23 protein-coding genes and 1 tRNA gene are annotated in these 26,597 nt (G+C 67.2%); 16 read left to right on the forward strand and 8 right to left on the reverse strand.

The features are described 5' to 3' along the window. Positions 1-15: 15 nt before the first annotated feature. The 7 genes from DT343_RS13585 to recA all read left to right on the forward strand — a co-directional run bounded on the left by DT343_RS13585 (position 16) and on the right by recA (position 7,500). Complete coding sequence (locus DT343_RS13585) at positions 16-294, forward strand: ribonuclease (protein WP_112863279.1); 279 nt, start codon at positions 16-18, stop codon at positions 292-294. A gap of 75 nt (positions 295-369) precedes the next feature. Continuing rightward, on the forward strand, positions 370-867 hold the full coding sequence (locus tag DT343_RS13590; protein WP_112863280.1) for a hypothetical protein: 498 nt from the start codon (positions 370-372) through the stop codon (positions 865-867). After that, entirely contained in the window at positions 864-1,661 is a 798-nt protein-coding gene (locus DT343_RS13595; RefSeq protein ID WP_112863281.1) for a PA-phosphatase, read from the forward strand. Before DT343_RS13590 ends, DT343_RS13595 begins: the two co-directional genes overlap by 4 nt. Further along, a complete protein-coding gene (locus DT343_RS13600) occupies positions 1,661-2,611 on the forward strand; it encodes a right-handed parallel beta-helix repeat-containing protein (protein WP_112863282.1) in 951 nt (316 codons plus the stop codon). The genes DT343_RS13595 and DT343_RS13600 overlap by 1 nt, the downstream gene beginning before the upstream one ends. A gap of 66 nt (positions 2,612-2,677) precedes the next feature. Then, on the forward strand, positions 2,678-4,528 hold the full coding sequence (locus tag DT343_RS13605) for a M20/M25/M40 family metallo-hydrolase (protein ID WP_112863283.1): 1,851 nt from the start codon (positions 2,678-2,680) through the stop codon (positions 4,526-4,528). Positions 4,529-4,607: 79 nt separating this feature from the next. Continuing rightward, entirely contained in the window at positions 4,608-6,248 is a 1,641-nt protein-coding gene (locus tag DT343_RS13610) for an MHYT domain-containing protein (protein ID WP_112863284.1), read from the forward strand. Positions 6,249-6,417: 169 nt separating this feature from the next. Further along, complete coding sequence (recA, locus tag DT343_RS13615; RefSeq protein WP_055807377.1) at positions 6,418-7,500, forward strand: recombinase RecA; 1,083 nt, start codon at positions 6,418-6,420, stop codon at positions 7,498-7,500. A gap of 409 nt (positions 7,501-7,909) precedes the next feature. On the opposite strand, the gene DT343_RS13620 is transcribed toward recA, so the two are convergent. The 4 genes from DT343_RS13620 to DT343_RS13635 all read right to left on the reverse strand — a co-directional run bounded on the left by DT343_RS13620 (position 7,910) and on the right by DT343_RS13635 (position 13,045). Continuing rightward, positions 7,910-10,102: a 3-hydroxyacyl-CoA dehydrogenase NAD-binding domain-containing protein gene (locus DT343_RS13620; protein WP_112863285.1), complete on the reverse strand. Its 2,193-nt coding sequence runs from the start codon at positions 10,100-10,102 to the stop codon at positions 7,910-7,912. A gap of 17 nt (positions 10,103-10,119) precedes the next feature. Continuing rightward, positions 10,120-11,325, reverse strand: a complete 1,206-nt coding sequence (locus DT343_RS13625) for an acetyl-CoA C-acetyltransferase (protein WP_039243871.1) — start codon at positions 11,323-11,325, stop codon at positions 10,120-10,122. Positions 11,326-11,529: 204 nt separating this feature from the next. After that, positions 11,530-11,751 carry a hypothetical protein gene (locus tag DT343_RS13630; protein ID WP_112863286.1) on the reverse strand — a complete coding sequence of 74 codons (222 nt, stop codon included), beginning with the start codon at positions 11,749-11,751 and terminating at the stop codon, positions 11,530-11,532. 58 nt (positions 11,752-11,809) lie between these two features. Further along, positions 11,810-13,045, reverse strand: a complete 1,236-nt coding sequence (locus tag DT343_RS13635; protein WP_112863287.1) for a PQQ-dependent sugar dehydrogenase — start codon at positions 13,043-13,045, stop codon at positions 11,810-11,812. 188 nt (positions 13,046-13,233) lie between these two features. On the opposite strand from DT343_RS13635, the gene DT343_RS13640 reads away from it, so the two are divergent. Further along, positions 13,234-13,310: transfer RNA gene (locus tag DT343_RS13640), tRNA-Met, on the forward strand. A 75-nt stretch (positions 13,311-13,385) separates the two neighbouring features. Then, on the forward strand, positions 13,386-13,697 hold the full coding sequence (locus DT343_RS13645) for a hypothetical protein (RefSeq protein ID WP_112863288.1): 312 nt from the start codon (positions 13,386-13,388) through the stop codon (positions 13,695-13,697). Between the two features lie 6 nt (positions 13,698-13,703). Here the strand turns inward: DT343_RS13645 and DT343_RS13650 are convergent, their stop codons facing one another. Then, on the reverse strand, positions 13,704-14,369 hold the full coding sequence (locus tag DT343_RS13650; protein ID WP_112863289.1) for a TlpA family protein disulfide reductase: 666 nt from the start codon (positions 14,367-14,369) through the stop codon (positions 13,704-13,706). Here DT343_RS13650 and argH point away from each other — a divergent pair. The 5 genes from argH (at position 14,368) to DT343_RS13675 (ending at position 19,084) form a co-directional block, all read left to right on the forward strand. Beyond that, positions 14,368-15,807, forward strand: coding sequence for an argininosuccinate lyase (gene argH, locus DT343_RS13655; protein WP_439897228.1), 1,440 nt, complete (start codon positions 14,368-14,370; stop codon positions 15,805-15,807). The two genes, DT343_RS13650 and argH, sit on opposite strands and share 2 nt — an antisense overlap. Next, positions 15,804-16,034 (forward strand): hypothetical protein, encoded by a 231-nt coding sequence (locus DT343_RS13660; RefSeq protein ID WP_112863291.1) that lies wholly within the window; start codon positions 15,804-15,806, stop codon positions 16,032-16,034. Before argH ends, DT343_RS13660 begins: the two co-directional genes overlap by 4 nt. Position 16,035: 1 nt before the next feature. Beyond that, on the forward strand, positions 16,036-17,310 hold the full coding sequence (lysA, locus tag DT343_RS13665) for a diaminopimelate decarboxylase (protein WP_112863292.1): 1,275 nt from the start codon (positions 16,036-16,038) through the stop codon (positions 17,308-17,310). Positions 17,311-17,359: 49 nt separating this feature from the next. Then, positions 17,360-18,016: a hypothetical protein gene (locus DT343_RS13670; RefSeq protein WP_112863293.1), complete on the forward strand. Its 657-nt coding sequence runs from the start codon at positions 17,360-17,362 to the stop codon at positions 18,014-18,016. Positions 18,017-18,094: 78 nt separating this feature from the next. Then, positions 18,095-19,084: a cation diffusion facilitator family transporter gene (locus DT343_RS13675; RefSeq protein WP_112863294.1), complete on the forward strand. Its 990-nt coding sequence runs from the start codon at positions 18,095-18,097 to the stop codon at positions 19,082-19,084. Between the two features lie 4 nt (positions 19,085-19,088). On the opposite strand, the gene DT343_RS13680 is transcribed toward DT343_RS13675, so the two are convergent. Beyond that, positions 19,089-19,946, reverse strand: a complete 858-nt coding sequence (locus DT343_RS13680; protein ID WP_112863295.1) for a glutamate racemase — start codon at positions 19,944-19,946, stop codon at positions 19,089-19,091. Between the two features lie 129 nt (positions 19,947-20,075). Between DT343_RS13680 and DT343_RS13685 the strand changes: the two genes are divergently transcribed. Beyond that, a complete protein-coding gene (locus DT343_RS13685; protein ID WP_112863296.1) occupies positions 20,076-22,262 on the forward strand; it encodes a M3 family metallopeptidase in 2,187 nt (728 codons plus the stop codon). A 101-nt stretch (positions 22,263-22,363) separates the two neighbouring features. On the opposite strand, the gene DT343_RS13690 is transcribed toward DT343_RS13685, so the two are convergent. After that, complete coding sequence (locus DT343_RS13690; protein ID WP_112863297.1) at positions 22,364-22,651, reverse strand: UrcA family protein; 288 nt, start codon at positions 22,649-22,651, stop codon at positions 22,364-22,366. A gap of 214 nt (positions 22,652-22,865) precedes the next feature. On the opposite strand from DT343_RS13690, the gene DT343_RS13695 reads away from it, so the two are divergent. Further along, the gene (locus DT343_RS13695) at positions 22,866-23,831 is read left to right on the forward strand and encodes a magnesium and cobalt transport protein CorA (RefSeq protein ID WP_112863298.1); all 966 of its coding nucleotides are present in this window, start codon (positions 22,866-22,868) and stop codon (positions 23,829-23,831) included. Here DT343_RS13695 and ppc read toward each other — a convergent pair whose 3' ends face one another. After that, entirely contained in the window at positions 23,832-26,531 is a 2,700-nt protein-coding gene (ppc, locus tag DT343_RS13700; RefSeq protein ID WP_112863299.1) for a phosphoenolpyruvate carboxylase, read from the reverse strand. Positions 26,532-26,597: the final 66 nt, after the last annotated feature.

Genomic DNA, 26,597 nt, shown 5'->3' on the forward strand with positions numbered 1-26,597 from the left:
AACGGAGACTGCGTCATGACCGACACCGATCCCACCAAGCCCGAAGCGGATTGCGACGACGCCCGCGAAGCCGCCGACATGGGCGAAAAGCCGGATCTGGGTCACAAGGCGGATACGCTGATCGACGCCCTGGACGGCAGCGATTCGGGATCGGACACGCGGGCGGGTTCGCTGCGCGGCGGGTCGGCTGCGGGCACGGATGACGACCCCGATTCCGCCAAGATCAATGCGCGTCTGGCTCAAGAAGGGTTGGCCGATAAGGGCGCGGCGGATCAGGACGACGCCGCCGACTGAGCGGGCGCCTTGTCGCCGCCGCAACCATGCGCCACGGTGGCGCTCTGACCCTCTCGGTCCAAGGACGATCTCTCGATGACGCTTCGCTTGGCGGCCTCCGCCGTCGTGGTTCTGTTTTGCCTCGCAGGATGTGATCGCTCGGCCCAATCGGTCGAGGCCAAGGCTGCGCCCAAAGCGTCGGCGCCGACCGTCGCTGATGCGACGCCTCCAACAGCCGAAGCGCCCGCTGTTGTAGGGGGGGCTGCGTCAGCCGCGGCCGACGGCGCGCCGTCCTTCGCGGTCCTCTATCCCGGCGCACAGGTGGACGGGCAGCCGCTGGCCGCTGGCGGCGAGTCCGGGCCGGGCAGTCTGGTCACCTTCACCACCACCGCTTCGCCGGACGAGGTCGTCGCCTTCTATCGCGAGCGCGCCGAGAAGGCGGGCTTGCGGTCCGTCGCCGGTATGAACCAGGGCGAGACGCGCGCCTATGGCGCGGCGGCCGACGCTGTGAACGGCGCCTCCTTGCAGGTCGTCGCCACGCCGACCGAGACCGGCGAGACCTCGGTCCAGCTGGGCTGGAGCGCCGGTCAGTGAGGCGGGGCGCCGCCCTGGGCGCGGCGACGGCGATCCTGCTGGCCGTGGGGTGCGCCGGCGCGCCCAAACCGGACGACACGATACCGACGGCGGGCTTCCTGGGCGATGAAGCGATCGCCCAACTGACGGATACGGTCCCGCCAGCTCCAACCCCTAGGTCCGTCTCGGACCTGGCGGACAAGGCGGCCTCGGCGCGGTTTGTGGCGCTGGAAGACGGCGACCGTTGGCTGCTGGCGACCGCCCATGCCGAGTTGCGTCCGCCGTTGGCCTTGCAACATTTCGACTGCGCTTTGGGCGTGCGGCTGGGATCGGCCGAGACGCCGACGCTGGACCGGGTGATGGCGCGCATATTCCATGACGCGAACAGTGCGGCCGAACGCGTCAAGGCGCGCCAGGCGCGGCTGCGGCCGGTCGGCGAGGATCCCAATCGCCGCGCCTGTCAGACCCTGACGCCGGCGGCGAGACGCAGCGCCTCCTATCCGTCCGGCAGCGCGGCGGTCGCGACGGCCTATGGCGAGGCCTTTGCGGCGCTGGAGCCGGACCGGGCCGAGGCCGTGCGCCGGATCGGACACGAGATCGGGGTCAGCCGCCTGATCTGCGCCATGCACTATCCGACCGATGTCGCGGTCGGCGAACAGATCGGGCGGGATGTTGCGGCCCGCGCCATCGCCAGCCCGGCCTTCCAGGCGGACATGGCGGCGGCGAGGGCCGAGCTGGCGGCCGCGCGTCGCAGCGGCCTGACCAATCCCGGCTGCGCGGCCGAGCGCGCGGCCCTGGCGATTTCTCTGCCCTGATGGCGGCGGCTCTGGCTCTCGCCCTGCTGACCTTTCAGGCCCCGGCCGACCGGCCGTGCACGCCCCAAGAGGTCGCGGCGCTGACGGCGCCGTCGACCCAGCCCTATCGCCTGACCTGCCAAGCCGACCTGTCAGGCGTCGATATCCACCGCCGCGTGCTGATCGAGGGCGCGGAAGGTTCAGGGGCGTCACTGGATTGCGGCGGAGGGACCATCCGCGCGCCGGGCCCGGCGACGACCGCCGCCCCGACCCTCGCCGTCTGGTCCCGCCGCGAGGGCGAACGGTGGTCGCGGCCGGTCGATGTGACGATCCGAAACTGCACCGTCGCCGGCAATGTGCGGATCTGGGGCATGGGGGCGGGCGGATCGATGCGCGACCTGCTGGCCTCGTCACGCACCGCCGGACATACCCAAGCGGCCCAGTCCGCCGCGCCGATCCGCGTCACCCTGGACCGGATACGGTTCGAGGGCGTGGGGACCATTCCCCTCTATGTCGGGCCTGGGGTGACACGCACCACGGTGACGCGGTCCCGCTTCGTGGGCCGTTCGACTTCGACTGCCGTCTATCTGGACGCCGAGAGCGCAGGGGCGCTGATTCAGGACAACGATTTCGATATCCGCACCGGGCGTGAGCTGATCGCGGTAGACGGGTCGGGCGCCAACCGCATCGTCGGCAACCGGCTGGCGCTGGACGGACAGGGCGGGGTGTTTCTGTACCGCAACTGCGGCGAGGACGGCGTGATCCGCCACCAAACGCCGTCCTATAATCAGATTACGGACAATCTGTTCACCGGAGCGGGCTGGTTGCGGCCGCGGGCGGTGGTGATCGGGTCGCGTGAGGGCGGGCGACGCTACTGCGGCGACGACCGGGGCTGGCCGTTCGGCTCCAGCGTGGACGACGGCGATGGAGCCACCGGCAATCTGACGGCCCGAAACGTCGTGCGCCGCTGATCGAGGCCTTGCGCAGGGCGGCGGTTCTGGGCTGGACTGCGAGACGGAGCGATCGGGGGGTTGGATATGCGGTGGGTATTGTTTCTGGCGTCCCTTGTGGCGGCCCTCGGCTTGGCGGTGCTGACCGCCCAGACGCCCAAACCCCTGCCCGCTTCGACGCCTGCGGTTCAGTTCTCGGCCGCGCGCGCCATGATGGACGTGAACCGGATCGCACGAGCGCCGCATCCGGTCGGATCGGCCGAGCATCGGCAGGTTCAGACCTATCTTGTCCAAAGGCTGACGGCGCTGGGGCTTCAGCCCAGCCTCCAGGCCGGCGCCCTGTCGCCCGCCGCCGTCGCGCGGCTCGAGCGGGAGGGTGGAAATGCGGGCGGCGAGCAGGCGGTCAATGTCATCGGCGTCCTGCCGGGACGGAATCCGGCCCTGCCTGCCGTGGCTATGATGGCGCATTACGACACCTCGCCGACCTCGCCCGGCGCCGCCGACGACACGTCCGGCGTGGCCGCCATTCTGGAGGCCGTGCGCGCGATCAAGGCGCGGGGCGGTGCCGAGCGGACGCTGGTGGTACTGTTCACAGACGCCGAGGAGCTGAATCTGGACGGGGCGCGGGCCTTTTTCAGCGAACATCCGCTGCGCGACGACATCGGCGCGTTGATCAATCTGGAGGCGCGGGGCGGCGGCGCGCGCGCCATGATGTTCGAGACCGGACCCGGCAACGCCCAGACCATCGCCCGCTACGCCCAGGCGACCCAGAGGGCGACGGGCGGGCCGTCCAGCAACGCCCTGGCCATCTTCGTCTATCGGCTGATGCCCAATGGCACGGACTTCACCGTGGCGGCGGATCGCAAGCTGGCGGGGATCAATCTGGCCTTCATCGGCCGCCCGGCGCAGTACCATTCTCCGTCCTCGACCCCGCAGGCGCTGGATCAGGGCAGCGTGCAGCATATCGGCTCCCAGGCGTTGGAAATGGCCGATGACCTGCTGCGGGCGCCGACCCTGCCGCAGGCGACGCAGAACGCCGTCTATGCCGACGTCTTCGGCCTGTTCGTCGTGCAGCATTCGCCGGCGATCGGCTGGCTGCTGCTGACCGTGGGATTCCTGGCGACGGCCTTCGCCGCCTGGGGCGCGCGCCATGTCACGGGCTTGCGGGCGACGTCGGTCGTGCGGGGTGCGGCGGATGGTCTGTGGCTGTTGGCGAGCGCGGTGGTGGTGGGACAGGCGGTGCGCGTCCTGGCCGGGCCGATCGGTCGTCGCGTGGATTCGGCCGACCTCTATTACACCTTGCTGCGTCGCCTGCCGGTTCTGGAAATCGCCGTGGCCCTGGCCATGCTGGCCCTGATTCTGATGCTGACCTCAGGGCGACGCCTGATGGGCCGATGGGGCGCAGCGGGAGTGACACTGGCCGCATTCGCACTTGCAGCGGCGATGGGCGGTTTCAGCCTGTCAATCCTGGGGGCGACGGTGATCGCTCTGGCGCTCAGCCTGGGGCGGCCGAAACCGCAGGACGCAGACGCCGTCTGGGGCGGCTGGCTGGGGCTGATCGTCCTGGTCCTGATCCTGGGCGGCGGGGTGCAGGCGGCGGCGCCGGAAGCCGCCTTCCTGCTGCTGTGGCCCGGTCTGATCGCCGCCCTGGCGGCCGCGTCGACGGCGGTGATCGGCGCCCGCTTCGGCTCGTGGGCGTCCTTCGCGCCCGCCGTCGTGACCACGGCGCTGGTCGGCGGGTGGTTGCTGGATCAGGGGCACGGCGTCTTCCTGGGCGCCGGCATGGATATGCCTGGCGCAGTGGGGCCGATCGCCCTGATGATCGCGATGCTGATCCGCCCGCTGACGCCCGGCGCGGATCGCGGCTTGCCGATCTTCGCCGCCGCCAGTCTGTTCCTCGCCTGCGGGATCGCCGTGGCGGCGAGACTGATCGCGTGAGGCGCTTGCGTTTCGCGGTCGTCGGGGCCGTGAAACCCGGCTAAGGCTATCGCTGCTGTTTCTTGGGGCTTCGGCGCGCTTGCACCACCTTCACGTCAATGCGTTCACCGTCCTGTCGCTGGCGATCGCGATTTTGGGCGCGTGGACGGCTCTGGATCTGTTCAATCGAACCCGAAGCCAGATCGGCGCGACGCGTTTGCGCTGGTTGGGCGTCGCGGCCCTGGCGTTGGGCGTCAGCATCTGGTCGATGCATTTCATCGCCATACTGGGGTTCGAGGGCGAAGGCCCCGTCTTCTATGATCCCGGCCTGACGCTGGTCTCCTTTCTGCTGGCGACGGCCGGCACGGCGGCGGCCTTCCTGACGGCGGGCACGGCGCAGGCCAGCCCCTTGCGACTGGCGCCGGCGGCCCTGCTGATGGGCGGATCCATCGTCGCCATGCACTATGTCGGGATGGCGGCGATGCGGATGAACGCTGTCCTGAGTTATCAGCCCGTGCTGGTCGCCCTGTCGGTGCTGGTTGCGGTCGCCGCCGCCTACGCCGCCCTGATCGCGGCCCGTCAGGAGCGGGGTCTGGCCTGGCGCGCGGTCGCCGCCGTGATCCTGGGTCTGGCTATCGTCTCCATGCACCATATCGGCATGGCGGCCCTGATCCTGACCCCGATCGCCGACGCGGGGCTGTTGCAGGGCGGGGCGTCGCCGGTCGTCTTGGCGGTCGCGGTGACGACCGGGGCGGTCACGCTGCTGTTTCTCGCGCTGGGCGCCTCGATCGTCGATCAGCGGGCCAATGTTCTGGCGGCCGTTGACGCCGGCGGCGTTGGCTTCTGGGAAGCGACCCTGCCGATGAAGACGACGATGATGTCAGGCCGCGCGCGCGAAATCCTGTCCATCGATCCGTCCTGCCGTCTTGGCCCGAGCGAAGTCGGCGACCGTCTGTCGCCCGAGGATCTGCCGCTGCATCGTCAGGCGCTGGAGCGCGCCCTGGCGGGGGAGGGCGAATACGATCAGGAATGGCGTCTGCCGGCCTCTGGCCGCTGGATCCATCTGCGAGGACGCCTGATCCGCAGTCGTTCGGGCCGGCCGATCAAGATGTCGGGCGTCATCACCGACATCACCGATCGCCGCGAGGCCTTCGCCGCCTTGGCAGACAGCGAACGCTTGCAGCGATTGCTGATCAACGAACTGAATCACCGGGTGAAAAACACCCTGGCCACGGTGCAGTCCATCGCCCACCAGACCGCGCGGCGCACGCCGGATGTCGCCACCTTCACCGCCCTTTTCGAAGCGCGGCTCGTGGCCCTGTCCAACACTCAGAACCTGCTGACCGCCGCGAACTGGGAGCATGTCGATCTGCGCGCCATGCTGGCTCAGGAACTGGCCCCCTATGCCGAGGAGCAGGTCCGCCTGACCGGTCCGGCCGTCGATCTGAATGCGCAACAGACGTTGGGGATGGGGATGGTCTTTCACGAGCTGGCGGTGAACGCCGCCAAATACGGCGCCCTGTCGAACGCCTCAGGCTGCGTGCGGATCGACTGGTCGGTTGCTGACGGCCATCTGCTGCTGGATTGGGTCGAAAGCGGTGGCCCAGCTGTATCGCCGCCTCAGCGCAAGGGCTTCGGTTCGGTGCTGATCGACTCGACGATCAACCGCTCGCTGCACGGCTCGGCGGTCATGACTTACGACCCCGAGGGCGCCAGCTTCAGCCTGCGCCTTCCGCTTTAGACGGCGTCAAAAACGGTCGTAGGGTTTAGCTGTTCTCGTTTTGATCAATGAGAACATCTTGTGAACCAGAACAAACCATGCACATAGTCCGCCTCACGAAACGGGGGCGGGTCCAGGCGGGTCTCTCCCAAGCTGAATGACGGGAATCATGGCAAGGGAGACGAAGGCAATGGCTTCACAGGCGGCACTCAAATTGGTGGGCAAGGACGACGGCGACAAGCAACGCGCCCTGGAGGCGGCGATCGCGCAGATCGATCGCGCCTTCGGCAAGGGCTCGGTGATGAAACTGGGCAAGGCGGGCGTGGTCGCCGAGATCGACAGCGTCTCGACCGGCTCGCTGGGCCTGGACATGGCGCTGGGCATCGGCGGTCTGCCGGTTGGGCGGGTTATCGAGGTGTTCGGCCCAGAATCCTCGGGCAAGACGACCCTGGCTCTGCACACCGTCGCGGAAGTGCAGAAGAAGGGCGGGGTCGCCGCCTTCGTCGACGCCGAACATGCGCTGGACCCGGTCTATGCCCAGAAGCTGGGCGTCAATCTGGATGATCTTCTGGTGTCGCAGCCGGACACTGGCGAGCAGGCGCTGGAGATCGTGGATACGCTGGTCCGGTCGGGCGCCGTGGACATTGTGGTTGTCGACTCCGTCGCGGCCCTGACGCCGCGCGCCGAGATCGAGGGCGAGATGGGCGACAGCCTGCCGGGCCTTCAGGCCCGTCTGATGAGCCAGGCGCTGCGCAAGCTGACGGCCTCGATCTCCAAGTCGAAATGCATCGTGCTGTTCATCAACCAGATCCGTCACAAGATCGGCGTCATGTACGGCTCGCCCGAGACGACGACGGGCGGCAATGCGCTGAAGTTCTACGCCTCTGTGCGTCTGGATATCCGCCGCACCGGCGCGATCAAGAACCGCGACGAGGTGGTCGGCAACACGACCCGGGTCAAGGTGGTCAAGAACAAGGTCGCCCCGCCGTTCCGCGAGGTCATCTTCGACATCATGTATGGCGAGGGTATTTCCAAACTGGGCGAGGTCATCGACCTGGGCGTCAAGGCAGGCATCATCGAGAAGTCGGGCAGCTGGTTCAGCTATGACTCCACCCGGATCGGTCAGGGCCGTGAAAATGTGCGCGAGTTCCTGAAACAGAACCCCGACATCGCCGCCTCGATCGAAAAGGCTGTGCGCGCCTCGACCAACAAGATCGCCGACGAACTGCTGGGCACGCCCGAGCCGGACGAAGGCCAGGACCTGGAAGGCTGACGCCAGCCTCCGAGGCTGGGCGGACTTTCAGAGTTTGTCCCGGTCTCGGTCCGGTCTTTTCACCGCTACTCCGTCGCCCCTAGCGACCCGCCACCGACCCCGCGAAGGGCGGCGGAGCGACCCGCTCGACTTCGCGTCGGGCGGGTCTTTTCTTTTGTGAGCGGTGCTGAGCTTTCTTTCGTCATTCCGGGCGAAGCGTAGCGGAGACCTGGAACCCAGCGGCGCGCGTGAGCGCGAAGTTGTCGCGGACTCGATGCCCCGAGATCCTGCGATGGAAAGATCGCCTCCGGCGCCGCTGGGTTCCCCAGGGCGCGCTTGGCGCGCCGGAGGATGACGAAAGTCAAACGCCAAACGAAAACGGGCGACCCGAAGGCCGCCCGTTCGTCGTTTTACCGATGTCGCCTGCTGATCAGGCGGCGGCCTTCTCCGGGGCGAACTTGCCGTAGAATGTTTCGTTCTTCGCGGCCATGTCGCGCAGCAACTGCGGGACCTTGAAGCGGTCGCCGTAGGTCGCAGCCAGTCGGTCGGCGGTCTCGACGAACTTGGCCAGGCCGATGCCGTCGATCATGCTGATCGGACCGCCGGTCCAGGGCGCGAAGCCCCAGCCCAGGATGGCGCCCAGATCGGCTTCGCGCGGATCGTCGATGACGCCCTCTTCCCAGCAGCGGGCCACTTCGACGGCCTGGCGATACAGCAGGCGCGTCTTCAGCTCGTCGATCTGAGCGAAGGCGGTCGGTTCTTCCGGCTGGTCGATGCCCTTGGTGGTGGGGGCCAGTTCGCCCAGACCTTTCCAGATCGTCTTGGGCTTCTGATCGTAATCGTAGAAGCCCTTGCCGTTCTTGCGACCGAAACGCCCGCCCTCGACCATCTTGGCGACGATGTCGGCGCCTTCCGACGGGACGTATTTGTCGCCTAGATCCAGCGCCGTCTGTTTGGCGATCTTGTAGGACAGGTCCAGGGCGACGTCGTCGTGCATCTCCAGCGGGCCGCGCGGCATGCCGGTCATGCGACCGACATTGTCGATCAGGGCCGGGCCGTAGCCCTCTTCCAGCATCGCCATGCCCTCCATCAGGAAGGTGGAGAAGCAGCGCGAGGTGTAGAAACCGCGGCTGTCGTTGACGACGATCGGCGTCTTCTTAATCTTCAACACATAGTCCAGCGCCTTGGCGATGGCGGCCTGACCCGTCTTTTCGCCCAGGATGATCTCGACCAGCATCATCTTGTCGACGGGCGAGAAGAAGTGGATGCCGATGAAGTCCTCGGGCCGCACCGAGGCCTCGGCCAGGCCGGTGATCGGCAGGGTCGAGGTGTTGGAGCCGAACACGGCGCCCTCGGCCAGTTGCGCCTCGGCGCGCTTGGTCACGTCGGCCTTGATCTCGCGGTTTTCGAACACGGCCTCGACGACCAGATCGGAACCCTTGATCAGCTCATAGTCCGTCGTCGCCGTGACCGAACCCAGCAGGGCGTCATACTTCTCCTGCGTCAGCTGACCGCGCGACAGGCGCTTCTTCAGCAGTTCCTCGACGTGGGCCTTGCCCTTGTCGGCGGCTTCCTGCGTCTGGTCGATCAGGATGGTCTCGATGCCGGCCAGCGCCTGCACATAGGCGATGCCAGCGCCCATCATGCCGGCGCCGATGACCGTCACCTTCTTCGGATCGGACTTGGGCACGCCCGCCGGGCGCACGGCGCCCTTGTCCAGTTCCTGCTTGGACAGGAACAGCGAGCGGATCATGGCCTGGGCCTGCGGCGTCATCAGGGTCTTGATGAAGTAGCGGGTCTCGATACGCAGGGCCGCGTCCATCGGCACCTGGGCGCCTTCGTAGACGGCCTTCATCAGGTTCACCACGGCCGGATAGTTGCCGTAGGACTGTTTGCGCAGCATGGCGTTGCCGACCATGAAGTTCTGAATGCCGGCCGGGTGATAGGGGCCGCCGCCGGGCAGTTTGAACGACTTCTCGTCCCAGGGCTGAACGGCCTTGCCGCCATTCTTGATCCAGGCCTTGGCGGCCTCGACCGACTGGCCCTTTTCGACAACTTCATGGACGATGCCGGCGCCCTTGGCGTCGTTCGGGCGGAAGGACTTGCCCTCGCTCATCGCCATCATGGCGTTCTGGACGCCGACCAGACGCGTCAGGCGCTGGGTGCCGCCGCCGCCGGGGAACAGGCCGACCTTGATCTCGGGCAGGCCCAACTGGATCTTGTTGTCGTTCTCGACCACGCGGTAATGCGCGGCTAGGGTGAACTCCAGCCCGCCGCCCAAGGCCAGGCCATTGATCGCGGCCGCGATCGGCTTGCCCGAGGTTTCAAGCGCACGGAAGGCGCCGTTCAGCTTCCAGCCGGCGTCGAACGCCTTTTGCAGGTCGCCGCCGCCCGACAGTACGCCGCCGGCCATGTCGCCCAGATCCGCGCCGGCGCAGAAGCCCGAGGCCTTGCCCGAGGTGATGACCGCGCCCTTGATAGCCTCGTCGGTCTTGATGCGTTCGACCACCTCGGGGATTTCCTTCATCACCGAGGACGTCAGGGTGTTCATCGAACGGCCCGGAACGTCGAAGGTGATCAGGGCGATGCCGTCGGCGTCGACGTCGATCTTGAAGTTTTCCATATCCATTTGCTCCCGGATCAGACGCGTTCGATGACGGTGGCGGTGCCCATGCCGCCGCCGATACACAGGGTGACCAGAGCGGTCGACTTGTTCGAGCGCTCCAGCTCGTCAAGCGCGATGCCGGTGATCATGGCGCCGGTGGCGCCGAGCGGGTGGCCCATTGAGATACCGCCGCCGTTCACATTCATCTTGGCGTGGTCGATGTCGAGCGCCTGCATGTAGCGCAGGACGACGGCGGCGAAGGCCTCGTTCAGCTCCCACAGGTCGATGTCGTCGGGCGTCATGCCCAGCTTATTCAGCAGCTTGCGGGTCACATATTCAGGGCCGGTCAGCATGATCGACGGCTCCGAGCCGATCGAGGCGCCGCCCAGGATCTTGGCGCGCGGCTTCAGGCCCAGGGCCTGGCCGGCTTCCAGCGAACCGATCAGCACGCCGGCCGAACCATCGACGATGCCGGACGAGTTGCCCGGCGTGTGGACGTGATTGACGCGCTCGACCTCGGGGTAGCGCTGGTTGATCACGCCGTCGAAGGCCATTTCGCCCATCATGGCGAAGGACGGGTTCAGGCCGCCGAGCGCCTGCATGTCCGTGTTCGGGCGGATCGTCTCGTCGTGATCCAGAATGGTCAGGCCGAGCTGGTCCTTGACGCCGATCACCGAGTTCTTGAACCGGCCCTCGGCCCAGGCCTTGGCGGCGCGCTTGTGGCTCTCGACCGAATAGGCGTCCACGTCGTCGCGGCTGAAGCCGTATTTGGTGGCGATCATGTCCGCCGAAACGCCTTGCGGCACGAAATAGGTCGGGAAGGCCGAGGAAGGGTCGGTTGGCCAGGCGCCCATGTCCGAACCCATGGGCACGCGGCTCATGACCTCGACGCCGCCGCCGACGGCGAAGTCGGCCTCGCCGGATTTCACCTTGGCCGTCGCCATGTTCACGGCTTCCAGGCCCGAGGCGCAGAAGCGGTTGATCTGGACGCCCGCCGTATATTGCGACCAGCCGGCCGAAAGCACGGCCGTGCGCGCGATGTCGGCGCCGAGTTCGCCCACGGGCGTGACGCAGCCCAGGATGACGTCGTCGACTTTGGAGGTGTCCAGGTCGTTGCGGTCGCGCAGGGCTTCCAGCACCTGGGTCGCCAGGCTGAGGCCGGTGATCTCGTGCAGCGAGCCGTCCTTCTTGCCCTTGCCGCGCGGCGTGCGGACGGCGTCGTAGATATAGGCGTCAGCCATGGAAGTGCGTCTCCATCTTTGGGCCCATCCTCAACGTGCGACAGGTCGCGGCACGACGGACAGGGCGGTTCCAAGCGTGGACGCCAAGAACCCTACGTTTACGTCAACGTCAAGTAATAAGCCGCGTGATCGAAACCGCTTGAGGGGGATGCCTCGACGGATAGGCGCGACGAGAGCGTGGGAAAGACGGGTGACGGCCCGCTGTCAGCGAGGCGGAATGCGGGTCACGCCGCCGGTGATCCTGCAGGCGTATTCGGTCTGCGGACGGCCGGTCTGAGCGCCGGTCGGCGTCAGAATGCCTTGGTCGCGCGTGCAGGCAGCTTCCAAGGCGTTCAACTCCTGCTGATAGCTATTGGTCGCACCCATCGTGCCGCAGCCCGAAAGCAGCGGCAGGACCACGGCGGCGGAAAGGATGAGGATACGCATGGTTCGCTGCTCCCTTTGGAGCGTCGACCGCTCCGCATAGCCCCCCGGCCCTTAGAGACTACTGCGCGACCGACAACCTGACCAGCTTGCCGTTCTGCTCGTCGGTGATGGCCCAGACCGATCCGTCGGCGCCGACCGCCACGTCGCGTATGCGTTCGCCCAGGTCCGTCAGCAGGCGCTCTTCGCCCACCACCCGGTCGTTCTGGATGACCAGACGCGCAATGTGTTTTTCCTTCAGGCCCGCGACCAGCAGATTGCCGTCCCAGCCGGGGAACATGGCTCCCTGATAAAAGGTCGCGCCACCGGGCGCGATCACCGGATCCCAGTAATAGACGGGCTGTTCGGTGCCGTCCTTTTGCGTCGCGCCGCTGTTGATCTGACCGCCCGCATATTCCACGCCGTAGGCCGCATCCGGCCAGCCGTAGTTGGCGCCGGCCTTGTCCAGATTGACCTCGTCGCCGCCGCGCGTGCCGTGTTCGATGGTCCAGATGGCGCCCGTTCCCGGCTGGACGGCGACGCCCTGGACGTTGCGGTGTCCCAGGCTCCAGATTTCCGGCAGGGCGCCGGTGCGGCCGACGAAGGGGTTGTCCTGCGGGACTGTTCCGTCGGCGTTGATGCGGATGGTCTTGCCCATGTGCGAGCCCAAATCCTGCGCCTGGGGCCGCATCGGCTTGTCCGAGCGTTCGCCCAGGGTGATGAACAGCTTGCCGTCCGGCGCGAAGGCCAGGGACGACCCGAAATGCTTGTCGCCGTCATAGACGGGCAGGGCGCGGAAGATGACCTGGACGTTCTCGACGCGTGATCCGTCGTCCGACAGACGCCCGCGCGCGACCGAGGTGGCGTTGCCGCCCTCGCGGGGTTCGGCATAGCTCCAATAGATCATGCGATCCTGCGCGAAGCTCGCTCCGACGATCACGTCCAGCAGGCCGCCTTGACCGCGCGCATCGACGGCGGGCAAGCCCGCGACCGGTTCGCCGACCTGGCCCTGGGCGGTGATGATGCGCAGACGGCCCGGCTTTTCGGTGACCAGCCAGCGGCCGTCGGGCAGGGCGGCCAGACCCCAGGGGTGGACAAGGCCCGATGCGACCACCGTGTGGGTCATGGCCTTTTCGGTCTTGACGCCGGGCGCGCGGGTCTGGCCGGCGAAGGCCGGTTGCTGATCGGGATTGTTCGCCGGCCGGGTCTCCAGCGGCGCTCCGGCCTGAGGCGCAGCGCCGGCGCTCTCGCTATTTGCGCCACAGGCGGCGGCGAGAACGAGCAGGGATGTCGAGGCGGCGGCGACGATCAGGCGCATGAAGGACGAGCTCCGGCTGGGCTTTAGGCGGTCGTTACGAAACGGCGAGGCCAGCGTTACTGTTCCTGGCTCAGACCGTCTTGCGCTCTATCGCCGCAGGTTCTGGTGCGAGACGACTTGAACCGCGCGCCCGACGGCGATATAGGCACGCCTCTTTCGCGCTGGCCCTGGCCGCGTGCAGGGCCCGGGACTGGGTAGCTCAGATGGTTAGAGCGGTGGATTCATAACCCACAGGTCGGCGGTTCGATCCCGCCTCCAGTCACCACTTCGCACCCGCTGCAACCTGCGCCGTTGTGCTGCGTTTTTCGGTCGAGCTTTCAACCTTGACCGGAGTTTCGTCGTGACGATCCGAACCAAAGCCTTGATGGCGGCCGTCGCCGCTGTGACGCTGGGTGCTGCCGCCTGCACCCAGGCCGAGCAGGAAAAGACCGAGGCGCACGCCGAGGCTGCGGCCGACAAGACGGCCGATGTCGCGTCTCAGGCCGGCGAAGTGATCGAGGGCGGCGCGATGAAGGCGGCGCAGGCGGTCGAGAGCGGGGCCGGCAAGGTCGCTGACAAGCTGGAAACCGAACAGGCTGAGGCGGCGGCCGAGGGCAAGCCCGGCGCGATCAATCCCGCGACCGACCAGCGCGTGCCGGCCAACAACAACTAAAGCCGATCAGGCGGAGGGCGGTGCGCCGCCTTCCGCCAGGATCGCATCGATCAGGGCGCGGGCTTCCCGGCTGGACCAGTCCGCCTCGCCTCTCATGACGGCGCGGATGCGGCCCTGACGATCAAGGACGATGGTCTGCGGCATGGCGCCCTTGCCGGGAAACTCGAACGGCAGCTGGAACTTGGCGTCGCTGTAGAAGGGCAGGGGCGCGTGGTCGGCCAAGAAGCGTTTCGCCTCGGTTGCGGCTTCGGGTGTGGCGTCCACGTTGATCGGCAGGACAACCAGATCCTCGTTCGTCTCATAGGCCTTCGCCAGCGCCTGAAGCGTGGGCATCTCCGCCTTGCAGGGCGCGCACCACATCGCCCAAAGATTCACGACCACGACCTTGCCCTGGAAAGCCGAGAAGCGGACGGCCGTGCCGGTGCGGTCGCGGAAGGCGTATTCGGGCGCTGAGTTGGTCTCGGCCGGGGTCGACAGGGCGGCCAGGGATCCGACCGCGAAGCGCGCCAGGTCGCTTTTTGGCGCCGCAGCGGCGGTTGTCGTCTGTTCGACTTGCGCCTTCTGACGATGATTGGCGTATAGCGACATCGCCATGCCGCCGGCGCCGGCGATGGTGCTGACGACGACGACCGCGCCGACGACCGCCCAGATCGCCTTTCTTGAGCCGCTCATGACCGAAACACCTTCTTCTGACGCCAATCCATCCGGCGGTTCGACTGCGCCGGTGAAGCCCGCGGGTCAAGACATGTGGGGCGGACGCTTTTCGTCGCGCCCCGCCGAGATCATGCAGGCGATCAATGTCTCCATCGGCGTGGACCAGCGCCTGTGGCGTCAGGATCTGGCCGGATCGCGGGCCCACTGCCGCATGCTGGCCAAGCAGGGCATCATCGCGCAGGCCGATGCGGACGCGATCCTGGGGGGGCTGGAGGTCATCCAGTCCGAGATCGAGGCCGGGACCTTCCCGTTCCGCGACCAGTTCGAGGACATCCACATGAACGTGGAGGCGCGCCTCAATGAACTGATCGGCGAGCCGTCGGGCCGGCTGCACACGGCGCGCAGCCGCAATGATCAGGTCGCCGTCGATTTCCGCCTGTGGGTGCGCGACGCCTGCGATCGCTCGGTCGCGCAGTTGAAGGCCTTGCAGGCTGCGCTGCTGACGCGCGCCGAGCAGCATGCCGGCGACCTGATGCCCGGCTTCACCCATTTGCAGACCGCCCAGCCCGTGACCCTGGGTCACCATCTGATGGCCTATGTCGAGATGTTTGGCCGTGATGCCGGACGTTTCGCCGACGCTCGCACGCGGATGAACGAAAGCCCGCTGGGGGCGGCGGCCCTGGCCGGTTCTCCCTTCCCCATCGACCGCCAGATGACGGCGGCGGATCTGGATTTCGACAGGCCGATGGCCAACAGCCTGGACGCCGTGTCAGACCGAGACTTCGCGCTGGAAAGCCTGGCGGCCGCCTCGATCACGGCCGGGCATCTGTCGCGCTTGGCCGAGGAGATCGTGGTCTGGATGACGCCGATGTTCGGCTTCGCAAGCCTGCCCGACGACCTGACCACCGGCTCGTCGATCATGCCGCAGAAGCGTAACCCCGACGCCGCCGAACTGGTGCGGGCCAAGACCGGCCGGATAATGGGGTCGCTCGTCGCCCTGTCCACAGTGATGAAGGGCCTGCCGCTGGCCTATTCCAAGGATATGCAGGAGGACAAGCCGCCGGTGTTCGAGGCGTTCGACGCCCTGGATCTGGCCCTGGTCGCCATGACGGCGATGGTGTCGGCGCTGCAACCGAATACCGAGCGGATGGCCCAGGCGGCGGGCGCAGGCTTTTCGACCGCGACGGATCTGGCCGACTGGCTGGTGCGTGAACTGAACCTGCCGTTCAGGAAGGCGCACCACGTGACCGGCGCGGCGGTCAAACGGGCGGAAGGCCTAGGCGTGGATCTGTCGCAACTGCCGCTGGAAGAAATGCAGAAACTGGAGCCGGGGATTACCGAAGCGGTTTACAAGGTGCTGACCGCCGAGGCTTCGTGCCAAAGCCGCCAAAGCTATGGGGGAACCGCGCCGGAACAGGTCCGTGCGCGCATCGCCGACTGGAGAGCCCGCCTGTGAAAAAATCTCTGATCCTCGCGGGCGCGTTCGCCCTTCTGACCTCCGCCTGCGGCCGGATGGCCGATCTGGAATCGCCGGTGCGCGAGACCGAGCGTGCGCCGCGCAGCAGCCGCGCGCCGGGTCTGCCCGAGCCGGCGACCATGAACCGTCCGTCCAGCAGCGTGCCGATCGACGGCGGCCCATCCAACCCGATCGGCGCCGGCGCCGCCCAGAACGACCCGCGGTAAGTTGCACCATTTCGACCTGAAGGACGGCGCCCTCCATGCCGAGGGCGTGCCGCTGGAGCTGATCGCGGACGAGGTCGGCACACCGGCCTATGTCTATTCGACCGCGACGCTGAAGCGGCATTACGGCCTGCTGCGCGCCGCCGCCGATGCGCATCGGGACGCTTTGGGCGAGGCCCTGATCGCCTTTGCGGTCAAGGCCAACTCCAACCTGTCGGTGCTGGCGACCCTGGCGAAACTGGGGTCAGGCGCGGACACCGTCTCCGAGGGCGAAATCCGCCGCGCCTTGGCCGCCGGCGTGCCGTCCGACCGGATCATCTTCTCCGGCGTGGGCAAGACCGATGTGGAAATGGCTTTCGCTATCAGCGTCGGCGTGCGTCAGATCAATGTCGAATCCGGCGCCGAGCTGGATCGGCTGATCGCCGTTGCAGCCATGATGGATGCGTCTCCCGCCATCGCCGTGCGGGTCAATCCCAACGTGGGCGCGGGCGGCCACGCCAAGATCACCACGGGCGGCAAGAGCGACAAGTTCGGAGTGCCGGTCGAGGAGGCGATGGACCTCTATGCCCGCGCCTCGGCCTCGCCCCATGTCACGCCAGTGGGCCTGGCCTGTCATATCGGCAGCCAGATCACTGACCTTGAGCCGCTGAAGGCCGCCTTCGAGGTCTTGGCGGACATGACGCGCAAACTGCGGGCGCAGGGTCATGCCGTGACCCGGCTGGATCTGGGCGGCGGGCTGGGCGTGCCCTATTCCGGCGGCGCCGAACCGCCATCGCCGGCCGAGTATGTCGCCATGGCCGCGCGGGTTCTGAACGGGCTGGACGTCGAGGCGGCGTTCGAGCCGGGCCGGCTGCTGGCCGCCAACGCCGGGGTGTTGCTGAGCCAGGTGATCCAGGTCAACGAACGCTCGGACGGACGGCGCTTCCTGGTGCTGGACGCAGCGATGAACGACCTGATGCGGCCGGCGCTGTACGACGCCTTCCACGACATGCAGCCGGTCAATCCGCGCGCGGGCGGGGCGACGTCTTACGACGTGGTCGGGCCGGTGTGCGAGACGGGCGACACCTTCGCGCGTGACCGCGCGCTGCCGCCGCTGGAGGCCGACGACCTGATCGTCTTCACCGGCGCGGGGGCTTACGGCGCGGTGATGTCCAGCGAATACAACAGCCGGCCCTTGATCCCGGAGGTGCTGGTGGATGGCGATCAGTGGGCCGTGATCCGGCCACGCCCGACCTATGAAGAGATACTGGACCGCGAGCCGTTCGCCGATTGGCTTTGACAGCGAATTCTTCTCGACTGTTATAAAGTAACACGCTATAGGGCCGGTCATGTCTCCCGGTCCCGAACAGTCCGTCATGCTTTCCCTGCTGGGCGGCGGCTTCGTCGCGGCCTTTCTGCATGCAGCCCTGCCGACGCACTGGCTGCCTTTCACCCTGGTTGGGCGGGCGCAAGGCTGGCGACCGTCGCGGATCCTGATGGCGGTGACGGCGGCGGGCCTGGCCCACATCGCCACGACGGCGGTGGTCGGCGGTCTGATCGTGGCGGCGGGCCTGGCGCTGGATCAGTGGATCGAGGGCGTGCTGCCCCACCTGGCGGCCGTGCTGCTGTTCCTGTTCGGCGCCTTTTATCTGGCGCGAGCGACCCTGAAGCGCCCGGCCATGGCCGGCGGGCCTGAGGTCGAGACGCCCGAGCCGGCCGTGTCCGACAAGGCCGCCTTCTTGGGCTTGGTCGCCATGATGGCGGTCTCGCCGGGCGAAGTGTTGCTGCCCATCTATCTGTCGTCGGCCTCGGCGGGGCTTGGCGCCCTGGCGCTGCTGACCGTGGTGTTCGCGGCGGGGACCATCGCCGGCATGGCGGTCTTCACGGCCCTGGCCAGCGCCGGCGCCTCGATCCTGCGGCTGGAGCGATGGGCGCGATATGAGGGGGCGGTGCTTGGCGTGGCCTTGATCGCTCTCGGCCTCGTTGTCGCCATGCACCAACACTGAAGCGATATTACATGATAACATTCAACGCGTTATCATGTAGCGGCTTGGCTGTTTCGCCAGAGGGCGTATAGGCGAGCCATGAACGCCGCGCACGACCACAGCCCCAGCCACCGGCATGACCACGATCATGCGGATCACGGCCATGGGCATTCTCACAGCCACCACGGACACAGCCACGGCCACGGCGGTCATAGCCACGGCCCAGTGGACACCGGCGACTGGCGCTATGCCGTCGGCCTGGTGGTCAATCTGCTGTTCGTGGCGTGCGAGTTCGGCGCGGGGCTGATCGCGGATTCGACCGCGCTGTTGGCCGACGCCGGGCATAATCTGTCGGACGTGCTGGGCCTGGCCATGGCGGGCGGAGCGGCCTGGCTGGCGCGACGCGGCGCACATGGGGCGGCGGGCGGTCGGCGGACCTATGGGTTCGGCAAGGCGACGGTCCTGGCGGCCCTCGGCAATGCGCTGCTGCTGATCTTCGCCTGCGGGGCCATCGCGTTCGAGGCCGTGAGGCGGTTCAACGAGCCTGCGCCGGTCGGCTCGGGCGTCATCATGGCGGTCGCCGGCATCGGTTTCGTCATCAACCTGGGCACGGCCCTGCTGTTCATGAAATCGCAGCACGACCTGAATGCGCGCGGCGCTTATCTGCATATGATGGCTGACGCAGGCGTGTCGCTGGGCGTGGTGCTGGCGGGCGGGCTGATCATGATGACCGGCTGGTCGGTCGTCGATCCGCTGGTCAGCCTGGCGATCGTGGTCGTGATCCTGTGGTCGACCTGGGGCCTGCTGAAGGACTCGGTCAATCTGGCCATGGACGGCGCCCCGACGGGCGTGGACGTGCCGTCTTTGGAACAGGCGCTGGTCGGTCTGCCGGGCGTGCGAGCCGTGCATGATCTGCACGTCTGGGGACTGTCGACGACCGAGACGGCCCTGACCGCCCACCTGGTCCACGACCGCGCGGACACGGCGGCCCTGATCTGCGAGGCCCAGGCCGTGGCGAAGCGCTACGCCATCGGCCATACGACCTTGCAGCTGGAGACCGACCCGCTGCCGGATTGCCCGGGCTGCTGAGCCCTTAGGCCTGTTCGAACGTCACCGGCGCGCCCCAGAACTGAGACACCAGTTCCGACTGCGGCCCGGCCTGGCCGGTGGTCAGGAAGTCGCGGCGCCCGCTGTCGCCCAGATCGTATTCCGGGTGCGCGTTGAAATAGCGCTCCAGCGCATCCGCCACCGCCGTCGGCTGTTCGATCAGAACGGTGCCGGCCGGCAGAGCCTGGGCGAACAGTTCGGCGACGATCTCATAGTGGGTGCAGCCCAGGATGGCCTTGTCCGGGTGGCGGCCGATGCGGCGACGCAGCGCATCGACGTGGTCGTCGATCACCACCTTCAGCTCCTCCGGCGGCGCGCCCAGCTCGATCAGACCCGCCAGGCCGGGGCAGGGCTCGGAAAAGACGGCGATGTCCTCGCGCCGCTTGTCGATCTCGATCTCATAGACGCGGCTGATGGCCGTGGCGGCGGTGCAGAAGACGCCGGTGATGTCGATGGAGGCGACCTTTTCGCCTTCCTGCGGGCGCTCGGCCTCGAAGCTCCAGGGCTTGCCGGTCGCCGCCTCGATGGTCGGGACGATGATGCCGAGGATATTGACCGGGCGGCCAAGACGCTCGCGCAGACCCGGCAGCCAAGTCTGTTGCAGACGGCGAAGCGCAATGGCGCTGGCGGTGTTGCAGGCCAGGACGACGACGGAGGCGCCGGCCTCGAACAGACGCTCGCAGCCGGTTTTCGTCAGTTCGACGATGTCTTCGCCGCCGCGCCCGCCATAGGGGGCGTGGGCCTGGTCGGCCAGATAGACGAAGTCCCGCTGGGGGAAGCGTCGGGTCAGTTCGCGGTGGACGGTCAGGCCGCCCACGCCGGAGTCGAAAACGCCAATAGCCATGGCCCGGCTTTAGAACAGTGCGACGACGTATCCAACCTGATTGGCGACAAGTTTATCCCCGGGTCAGGTGACGGGGCCGATCCGTGCGCCTAAGTGTATCGCAACCATGATCTTGTTTCGGAGCATTCCATGCATAGACGCCAGCTTCTCATCGCGGGCGGCAGCCTGATGGCCCTGTCGGCCTGCGCTTCCACAGGCGCGACCTCGGGCGGGTCCGCTGCGGCGCCGTCCGCCGCCAGCGTCGCCGAGGAAGCGCGCATCGCCCGCGCCGTCCTGCCCCGCCAGACGCCGCGCGCCGAGCTGCTGCAGGCCTGGACCGGAAAGTATGATGGCGTTCCGCCCTTCGACAAGGTGACGCCGGCCAAGCTGCGCGAAGCCATGCTGCAAGGCATCGAACTGCAGCGCGCCGACATCGCCGCCATCGCCAACAACCCCGAGGCCCCGACGTTCGCCAACACCATGGCGGCGCTGGAGCTGGCCGGCGAGCCGCTGGACCGGGCGTCCAACGTCTATGGCGTGATGACCTCCAACATCGGCGGCGAAGCCTATGACGCGGTCGACACCGAGCTGTCGCCGCTGCTGTCCGCTGCTTCGGACGAGATCACCTTCAACGAGAAGCTGTTCCAGCGGGTCAAGACCGTCGCCGACACCGCGGACGCGGCGGGCCTCAGCGCCCAGCAGAAGCGTCTGGCCGAGCGTCGCCGCGACGCCTTCATCCGTTCGGGCGCCAATCTGGACGCGGCCGGCAAGGCCGAACTGGGCCGGATCAACACCGCCCTGTCCAACGCCTTCACCCGCTTTGGCCAGAAGGTCGTCGCCGATGAGAATTCCTGGACGCTGATCTCCAACGAGGCCGGCGTGCGGGGTCTGCCGGACTCCAACAAGGCGGCCGCCGCCAGCGCGGCGCGCAGCCGTAACCTGCAAGGCTGGGCGATCCTGAACACGCGTTCGGCGGTCGATCCCTTCCTGACCTTCGCCGACGACCGGGCCCTGCGCGAGCAGGTCTGGAAGAAGTTCGTCAATCGCGGCGACAACGGCGACGCGAACGACACCAACTCGACCATCGCCGAGATCGTGAAGCTGCGCGACCAACGCGCCAAGCTCTTGGGCTATCGCAACCACGCCGAACTGCGCATGCAGGACACGATGGCCAAGACCCCGGCCAATGCTCAGGCCCTGATGGACCGCGTCTGGGCGCCGGCCAAGGCTCGCGTCGCCGAGGAAGTCGCCGACATGAAGGCGATCGCCGGTTTCGACATCGAGCCGTGGGACTACCTCTACTTCGCCGAGAAGGTGCGCAAGGCCAAGTACGACCTGGATCAAAACCAGCTGAAGCCCTACTTTGAGCTGAACGCGGTCCGCGCCGGCTCCTTCGCCATGGCCGAGCGCCTGTATGGCTTCCAGTTCAAGAAGCTGCCCAAGGGATCGGTGCCGACCTTCGAGCCCGACGTCGAGGCCTATGAGGTCTATGACAAGAGCCGGGACGGCCGCCTGATCGGTCTGTACTATACCGACGATTACGCCCGCCCGGGCAAGCGTTCGGGCGCCTGGATGACCACCTACCGGTCCTTCTCGCAGCTGGACGGCTCCAAGGTCATCCTGGCCTCGAACAACAACAACTTCACCAAGCCGGAGCCGGGCGAGCCCGTTCTGATCTCGCTGGACGACGCCGAGACCCTGTTCCACGAGTTCGGCCACGCCCTGCATTATCTGTCGTCAGTGGTGACCTATCCGTCGTACGGCAATACGCCGCGCGACTTCGTCGAATATCCGTCGCAGGTGCACGAGCACTGGGTGCTGAGCCGCCCGATTCTGGACGGCTATCTGAAGCATTATCAGACGGGCGCGGCCATGCCGGCCGAGCTGGTCAACAAGATCGAGGCCGCCGCCACCTTCAACCAGGGCTATGCGACGGTCAGCTATCTGTCCTCGGCCATCGTGGACATGGACCTGCACACCCAGGCCGTACCGCCGACCGATATCGACGCGTTCGAAAAGGCCAGCCTGGCGCGGATCGGCATGCCCAAGGAGATCGTGATGCGGCACCGCCTGCCGCAGTTCAATCACCTGTTCACGTCAGACGCCTATTCGGCGGGCTACTACAGCTATCTGTGGTCCGAGACGATGGACGCCGACACCTGGGCCTATTTCGAAGAGTCGGGCGACGTGTTCAATCCGGACATCGCCGGCCGCTTCAAGTCGATCATGCTGGCCCCCGGCAACACCACCGATCGCGCCGAAGCCTATCGCGCCTTCCGCGGTCGCGACCCGGACGTGGCGGCCCTGCTGAAGGTCCGGGGCTTCCCGGTTTCCTGATCAAGGGTATTCCGTTCTTCGGGACGGATGAGGCCTTGGTCAAAGCCGCCTATCTAGAAGTCGGACGCCGCCGGACGATCTGTCCGGCGGCGTCTTGCGTTTCAAGCGTTGAAAGCGAAGCGCCCGCGCGCATATTCGGCTCGGCGATGGTGGGGCAACAGAGACAACGCTTCCTGCCGGAAACTATTGCGACAGACCGGGCGCTCAATCGATCGGACACTACGGCAAAAGCGATCTGCGGCGCCGTTGACGCGTGAGTCGAATGCAGCCGCTCCATGTCGGGTCGACAGATCGAGATCGCCATAGGGGATGTGGGCTTCGAACTGCGCGGCGTTTGCTGAACCGGCCGAGAGGACCGCGGCGGCCGTGATAGAGACGATTTTGAGCATGATCCTGAGTTCCGTTTTCCAACCCCTTGTTGTCCGGGGTGGCTAACGGTGAAGCTGGATCCGATCGAAACGGCGAAGCTTCTGCGGCCGAATGGCGCCGCTTCAATAATTCGACGTCATGACATTTCGGTCAGGATCGACCCGTCTGCGCATCCGATGCTTCTACTGAGGCTTCTCACGCTCTAAGTCAGGGCAGGCATCTGCTGGAGATTTCATGACCGTCGTCGCCTCCTACGTCTATCGTGACGGCCAGCGCGTGCGAGAGGCGCCGCTGACGCCCGAGGGGCTGGCGCTGGAGCCGGGCGAGTTCGTCTGGATCGGCCTTTACGATCCGACGGACGCCGAGATCGATGTGCTGGTCGAGCGGTTCAAGCTGCACCCGCTGGCGGTCGAGGACGCCCTCGCGGCGCACCAGATGCCCAAGGTCGAGGTCTATGGCCGCGAGCTGTTCGTCGTGGCGCGCACGGCGATGAAGATCGACGACCGGCTGGCCTATGGCGAAACCCACGTCTTCGTCGGCGAAGACCATGTGGTCAGCATCCGTCACGGCTCGGCCCGCGCCCACAACCAATTGCGCACACAGCTGGAAGCCTCGCCCTTGCAGCTCAAGAAGGGTCCCGACTTCGTCCTGCACGGTATTCTGGATTTCATCGTCGACGCCTATGCCCCCATCGTCGACGATGTCGAGGACAGCGTTCTGGAGATGGAGCAGCGGACGCTGGACGCTTTTCTGTCACGCCTGGAAATCCGCCGGCTGTTCACCCTGCGCCGCGAGTTGCTGAAGTTTAGGCGCATCCTGGGGCCGATGGAGGAGGTGCTGGGACGGCTGCAGTCGCTGGACCTGCCCTGTATCGATCCGGACGTTCGGCCCTATTTCCGCGACGTCGGCGACCACGTGCGGCGGGTGAACAGCCGGCTGGGGGGCTTGAACGACATCCTGTCGTCGGTCTTCGAAGTCGCCAATCTGCTGGAGCAGCAACGTCAGGGCCTGATCACGCGCAAGCTGGCGGCCTGGGCCGCCATCCTGGCCGTGCCGACCGCCATCGCCGGCATCTACGGCATGAACTTCGAACACATGCCCGAGCTGCGCTGGGAATACGGATACTATGCGGTCCTGGGCGTGATCGCGGCCATCTGCGCGGCGCTGTATGTGACGTTCAAACGGACGAAGTGGTTGTAGTCACCCGCTGTTCCTCAATCCCGCCGCCACGCCGTTGATGGCCAGAAGGATGCCCTCGCGGACGCGGGGGTCGTCGTCGCCTGCGCGGCGACGGCGGATCAATTCGATCTGGACGTGGTTCAGCGGCTCGACATAGGGCATCCGCAACCGGATCAGCCGGTCCAGTTCGGGCTGGCCGCCCAGCAGGGCGTCATGGCCGGTGATGGCCAGGATGGCGTCGTGGGTGCGCTGCCACTCCTCGCGGATTTCGCCATAGATGCGCGAGGCCAGAGAGGCGTCGGGGACCAGGGTGGCGTAGCGGCGGGCGATGGTCATGTCGGACTTGGCCATGACCATCTCCATGTTCTGGACCAGCGTCTTGAAGAAGGGCCAGGCCTCGGCCATCGCCTTCAGCTCACCCATGTCCTTGCCCTGGACGGCAGAGCCGAAGCCGAACCAGCCGGGCAGCATGACCCGGCTTTGCGACCAGCTGAACACCCAAGGAATGGCCCGCAGATCCTCGATCCGCGTCGAGGCGGTGCGCGACGACGGGCGCGAGCCGATCTTCAGATCGGCGATCTCGGCGATGGGGGTGGCGGCGCGGTAATAGTCCACGAAGCCGTCGGTCTCATAGACCAGCTTGCGATAGGCGGCCATCGAACGCGCCGACAGGTCCGACAGGGTCGCGCCGTGTTCGGCGGTGAAGGCGTGATCCGTCCCCTTGCCCAGGGAGGCCAGCATGGCGCCGCAGGTCAGGGCGTCCAGATTGCGAAGCGCGATCTCCGGCTCGCCGTATTTGTTGGCGATGACCTCGCCCTGTTCGGTGGTGCGGATGCGGCCCTGGACCGTGCCTTCGGGTTGGGCCAGGACGCCGGCGAAGGACGAACCGCCGCCGCGCCCGACCGTGCCGCCACGCCCGTGGAACAGTTGCAGCTTCAGCCCATGCTTCTGCGTCACCTCGACCAGGGCGCGCGAGCCCTCGTGCAACTCCCATCCCGAGGTCAGGTACGAGCCGTCCTTGTTCGAATCCGAATAGCCGATCATCACCTCCTGGACCCCGCGCGCCTTGGCGACGGCGACGGCGGAGGGCTCCTGCAGCAGCCGCTCCAGGGTGGGGCGCGCGGCCCGAAGGTCTTCGATGGTCTCGAACAGAGGCGCGGCCTGGATGGGACAGGCGGCGGGGTCTTCGGGTCGGTAAAGACCGACCTCCTTGAGCAGCAGATAGACTTCCAGCAGGTCGGACGCCGCATCCGTCTTGGACACGATATGGGTGCGGATCGCCTGGCGGCCGAAGGCGCCGAGTGCGGTCGCGGCCGCCTGAAGGATGGCGCGCTCCTTCAGGGTTTCCGGCTCATAGTCGGCATAGGGGCTGAACAGCAGGCGCGACGAGGCCAGTTCGGCGGCCAGCACCTTCAGCCGGCCCTCTTCGTCCAGCGCCAGATAGTCGGCCTGTACGCCTGCAACCTTGAGCAGGTCGGCGACGACGCGTTCATGGACGTCGGCGTTCTGGCGCATGTCCAGGGTCGCCATATGGAAGCCGAACACCTCGACCGCCGTGATCAGATCACTGAGCCGGTCGTCGGCGAAGACGCCGCCGTGGTGCGACACCAGGCTGTCGTGAAGCGTCTTCAGATCGGCCTCGAAGGCGTCGGGACCGGGATAGGGTTCGGCCTGAACAGCCGGGCGACGCGGCGGGGGGGCGTCGCCCAGCTTCTCGTGCGTGGCGGCGAGGCGGGCATAGACGCCGGTCAGGGCGCGGCGATAGGGCTCGTCCGCGCGGTGGGGCGACGGATCATGGGCGGCGTCGGCCAGGGCCTGAAGCGCGGGCGACACCTGGGCCAGTTCGGCGGCTAGGCTGAGTTCGGCGCCCAGGGCGTGGACCTCCTCCAGATAGAAGCTCAGCACGGCCCGCGCCTGGGTGCGGAAGGCGGCGGCCATCACCGTGGCGTCCACGTTGGGATTGCCGTCGCGGTCGCCGCCGACCCAGGTGCCGACGCGCATGAAGGGCTTCAGCTCGGGCGCCTCCAGCAACCGCCGCCAGGCCGACAACTGCTTGGGTGCGACGTGCAGGAAGATGCGGTCCAGGAAGGAGACCACGGTGTCGATCTCGTCCTGCACAACCAGGCCCTGGGTACGGACCAGGCGCGTAGCCCACAGGATGACGATCTGGCGGCGCAGCGGTTCGGCGATGGCGTCGAGCGTGCAGGCGTCGCCGGCCTTGTCACAGGCGTCCAGCAGGTCGGTGATGGCGGCGATACGGTCGATGACGCTCTTGCGCCGGACTTCGGACGGGTGGGCGGTGAGGACGGGCGAGATCAGCGACTGATCCAGCAGGGCGCGCACGGCCTCGCGGTCCACGCCCTGGTCGGCCAGACGCTTCAGCGCGCCTTCCGGAGTGTCGGGCCGGGCGCCGGCCTCGGCCTGGCTCTGGGCGCGACGGCGGGTGGAGCGGTCCTCGGCGATATTGGCCAGCAGCGAGAACAAGGCGAAGCCGTGCGCCAGACCGGCCGCCTGATCCACCGACATGGCGGTCAGCAGCTTCTCCAGACGCTTGGCGGGGTGCGAGGCCGGGTCGCGGTGATAGGCGATCGAGGCCTGTCGCACCGCCTCGACATGGTCGAACAGGGCCTGACCGCCCTCGTCGCGGATGATGTCGCCCAGAATGCCGCCCAGCAGTCGAACTTCGTCACGCAGGGCGTCGTCGGCGGCAGGGCTCATCATCTCAAATATCCTAGGACGGCTTGGGGTCGGCGCGGGGAGGTCGGCATCTGGAAGGGCGAAGTCGCC

Origin of the sequence: Brevundimonas vesicularis (genome assembly GCF_900445985.1) — a bacterium.
Classification (GTDB): domain Bacteria; phylum Pseudomonadota; class Alphaproteobacteria; order Caulobacterales; family Caulobacteraceae; genus Brevundimonas; species Brevundimonas vesicularis_D.

Coding starts and splice junctions, on each gene's coding strand:
- DT343_RS13585 (WP_112863279.1), top strand. CDS start 16: ATGACCGACACCGATCCCACCAAGCCCGAAGCGGATTGCGACGACGCC.
- DT343_RS13590 (WP_112863280.1), top strand. CDS start 370: ATGACGCTTCGCTTGGCGGCCTCCGCCGTCGTGGTTCTGTTTTGCCTC.
- DT343_RS13600 (WP_112863282.1), top strand. CDS start 1,661: ATGGCGGCGGCTCTGGCTCTCGCCCTGCTGACCTTTCAGGCCCCGGCC.
- DT343_RS13605 (WP_112863283.1), top strand. CDS start 2,678: ATGCGGTGGGTATTGTTTCTGGCGTCCCTTGTGGCGGCCCTCGGCTTG.
- recA (WP_055807377.1), top strand. CDS start 6,418: ATGGCTTCACAGGCGGCACTCAAATTGGTGGGCAAGGACGACGGCGAC.
- DT343_RS13620 (WP_112863285.1), bottom strand. CDS start 10,102: ATGGAAAACTTCAAGATCGACGTCGACGCCGACGGCATCGCCCTGATC.
- DT343_RS13625 (WP_039243871.1), bottom strand. CDS start 11,325: ATGGCTGACGCCTATATCTACGACGCCGTCCGCACGCCGCGCGGCAAG.
- DT343_RS13630 (WP_112863286.1), bottom strand. CDS start 11,751: ATGCGTATCCTCATCCTTTCCGCCGCCGTGGTCCTGCCGCTGCTTTCG.
- DT343_RS13635 (WP_112863287.1), bottom strand. CDS start 13,045: ATGCGCCTGATCGTCGCCGCCGCCTCGACATCCCTGCTCGTTCTCGCC.
- argH (WP_439897228.1), top strand. CDS start 14,368: ATGACCGAAACACCTTCTTCTGACGCCAATCCATCCGGCGGTTCGACT.
- DT343_RS13650 (WP_112863289.1), bottom strand. CDS start 14,369: ATGAGCGGCTCAAGAAAGGCGATCTGGGCGGTCGTCGGCGCGGTCGTC.
- DT343_RS13670 (WP_112863293.1), top strand. CDS start 17,360: ATGTCTCCCGGTCCCGAACAGTCCGTCATGCTTTCCCTGCTGGGCGGC.
- DT343_RS13675 (WP_112863294.1), top strand. CDS start 18,095: ATGAACGCCGCGCACGACCACAGCCCCAGCCACCGGCATGACCACGAT.
- DT343_RS13680 (WP_112863295.1), bottom strand. CDS start 19,946: ATGGCTATTGGCGTTTTCGACTCCGGCGTGGGCGGCCTGACCGTCCAC.
- DT343_RS13685 (WP_112863296.1), top strand. CDS start 20,076: ATGCATAGACGCCAGCTTCTCATCGCGGGCGGCAGCCTGATGGCCCTG.
- DT343_RS13690 (WP_112863297.1), bottom strand. CDS start 22,651: ATGCTCAAAATCGTCTCTATCACGGCCGCCGCGGTCCTCTCGGCCGGT.
- DT343_RS13695 (WP_112863298.1), top strand. CDS start 22,866: ATGACCGTCGTCGCCTCCTACGTCTATCGTGACGGCCAGCGCGTGCGA.
- ppc (WP_112863299.1), bottom strand. CDS start 26,531: ATGATGAGCCCTGCCGCCGACGACGCCCTGCGTGACGAAGTTCGACTG.